Source organism: Acinetobacter sp. YH16032, assembly GCF_013417345.1.
Lineage (GTDB): Bacteria > Pseudomonadota > Gammaproteobacteria > Pseudomonadales > Moraxellaceae > Acinetobacter.
On record NZ_VPEE01000112.1, the window covers coordinates 1 to 2285 of the forward strand.

The 2285-nt window shown below is 38.1% G+C and carries 3 protein-coding genes and 1 pseudogene; all 4 read right to left on the reverse strand.

Features of this window, described 5'->3' with window-relative positions:
- Window positions 1-286: arsenate reductase ArsC (locus FTV32_RS16620; protein WP_180028152.1), on the reverse strand; the 286-nt coding region annotated here is incomplete at its 3' end.
- A gap of 6 nt (window positions 287-292) precedes the next feature.
- Window positions 293-613 carry a metalloregulator ArsR/SmtB family transcription factor gene (locus tag FTV32_RS16625; protein WP_035268429.1) on the reverse strand — a complete coding sequence of 107 codons (321 nt, stop codon included), beginning with the start codon at window positions 611-613 and terminating at the stop codon, window positions 293-295.
- Between the two features lie 58 nt (window positions 614-671).
- Window positions 672-1106 (reverse strand): arsenate reductase (glutaredoxin), encoded by a 435-nt coding sequence (gene arsC / locus FTV32_RS16630; protein ID WP_180029133.1) that lies wholly within the window; start codon window positions 1104-1106, stop codon window positions 672-674.
- Between the two features lie 159 nt (window positions 1107-1265).
- Window positions 1266-2162, reverse strand: a pseudogene (locus tag FTV32_RS16635) (SulP family inorganic anion transporter); the annotation flags it as partial.
- Window positions 2163-2285 lie beyond the last annotated feature (123 nt).

Here is a 2285-nt window from a genome sequence, read left to right on the forward strand (position 1 = left end):
TCGCTCCACCTAAATAAAGCGGACACGCTTCTTGTGCTGCTGAATCACAAACCGTAATCACCACGTCAGGTTGATATTGTTCACAATCATCAATGGTTTTACTCCACAAACCATCTGTTGAAAGACCTAAATTTTCTAATGTTTCTATGGTCAATGGATGTACTTGCCCTGATGGCTTACTACCTGCACTGTATGCTTTCCAACCCTCTGGGGCACGACTATTAAACAGCACTTCTGACAGGATGCTACGGCAACTATTTCCAGTACATAAAAAAAGGAATTTCATTTTGTTCTACTCGCAATAACTATTGATTTGTTGAAATGATGGAGCAACTTTTGGCTGTAAATCAGCATTTTTAAGGGTGTTAAGTACGTCTACGCACCAAGTGGGTAAATTGGGATTGAGACTGTAATAGACCCATTGCCCTTGACGTCGATCTTGTAAAAGACCAGAAGAGCGTAATAAGGCTAAATGCCGTGAAATCTTGGGTTGGCTCAACTCTAATTTTTCAGTCAAATCACAAACACATTGTTCATTATTTCCAAGAACCAACATGACGATGTTGAATCGCGTTTCATCAGCCAAACATTTAAAGAAATTGATTTGATCCATATTTTTTACTCACTCAAATATATGGATATATCAATATTCACATATATCCATGAAATTTTTATTTCAATCGCTGCCCATTTGCATCCAGTACTTGTTCACCATCTTCTTTAGTGAAAGCACCCTTTTGTGGGAGTGGCAGAATTTCTAAAACCAATTCTGACGGACGACTTAAACGAGTTCCTAACTCAGTCACTACAAATGGACGGTTAATCAAAATTGGATGCTGCAGCATAAAATCTAAAAGCTGTTCATCCATCCAGTCCTCACGGCCCAACTCGAGATCACGATAAGGATCAACATTCTTACGAATCGCTTCTCTCACCGTTAAACCTGCATCCGCGATCATTTGAATCAGTTCATTTTTAGATGGAGGTGTTACAAGGTACTCAATCACTTCAGGTTCAATATTGGCATTACGAATTAATGCCAATGTATTACGTGATGTACCACATTCAGGGTTATGATAAATCTTAACTTTTGGAGTAGCAGTCATTTGCTCAAACTCAATCGAATCTTTGAATATGTTTATATACGAATAAACATATATATGCAATTCCATATTTTCATATCGAATAAAATTAATTATAAAAAATGACACTGTGATTTCTCAAAGTGTCATTGGTCATAAAATGAATTTAGTATTTGCCTGAAATTAAATCCTCGAATGGACTCCATACTTATCAATCATAATCGAACTGGCTTCATTTAGACCACGTACTGTGACATTCGCACCATTCTTTTGGAACCTGTTGACCACGGAATCAAGCATAGCGACTGATGTTACATCCCAAATATGTGAGTGAGTTAAATCAATAATTACGTCTTTCACATCTTCTTTAAAGTCAAAACCCTGCATAAATTTTTCAGAAGAACTAAAGAAGATCTGACCTCTCAAATCATATAGACGAGCTGTCCCATCAAAAGAAGTACTGACCTGAATATCATTTTCTAGTTTATTGGCCAAGAATAAAGCTGAAAGCATTACACCTGTTAAAACCCCTAATGCCAGATTATGAGTTGCTACTACAACGATCACAGTCGCAATCATCACAACATTACTACTTTTTGGATTGTCTTTTAATTGGGTGACAGAACTCCATTCAAAAGTACTGATTGAAACCATGATCATCACAGCAACCAAGGCTGCCATTGGAATGACTTTCAGCCAGTCACTAATAAAGACCACTAAGATTAAGAGGAAAATACCCGCAGAAAAAGTCGATAATCGTGTGAGACCACCTGACTTCACGTTAATCATAGATTGACCGATCATGGCACAACCTGCCATACCGCCCATGAAGCCAGAAGCAATATTTGCAATACCTTGTCCTTTACATTCCTGATATTTATCACTTGGCGTATCTGTCATTTCATCGACAATAGTTGCTGTCATCATAGATTCAAGCAAACCCACGGCTGCTAGGGCAACCGAATACGGCAAAATGATCATCAATGTCTCAAGATTTAGAGGGATATTCGGGATCAAGAACATAGGAAGGGTGTCAGGTAAGGCTCCCATATCTCCAACAGTCCGTACATCAATTCCTAGGGCTTGTTGAGAATTAACAAAGGGTACTGATTAATTTATAATAGTACTATGGATAGATACATACTTACTGATGCCCAATGGGCAAAAATGGAACCTTTTTGCCTAGGTAAAGTGACCGATCGA

Bases quoted from the DNA above. Each gene is read 5' to 3' on its own strand.
- FTV32_RS16625 (WP_035268429.1), bottom strand. From the start codon at position 613: ATGGATCAAATCAATTTCTTTAAATGTTTGGCTGATGAAACGCGATTC.
- arsC (WP_180029133.1), bottom strand. From the start codon at position 1,106: ATGACTGCTACTCCAAAAGTTAAGATTTATCATAACCCTGAATGTGGT.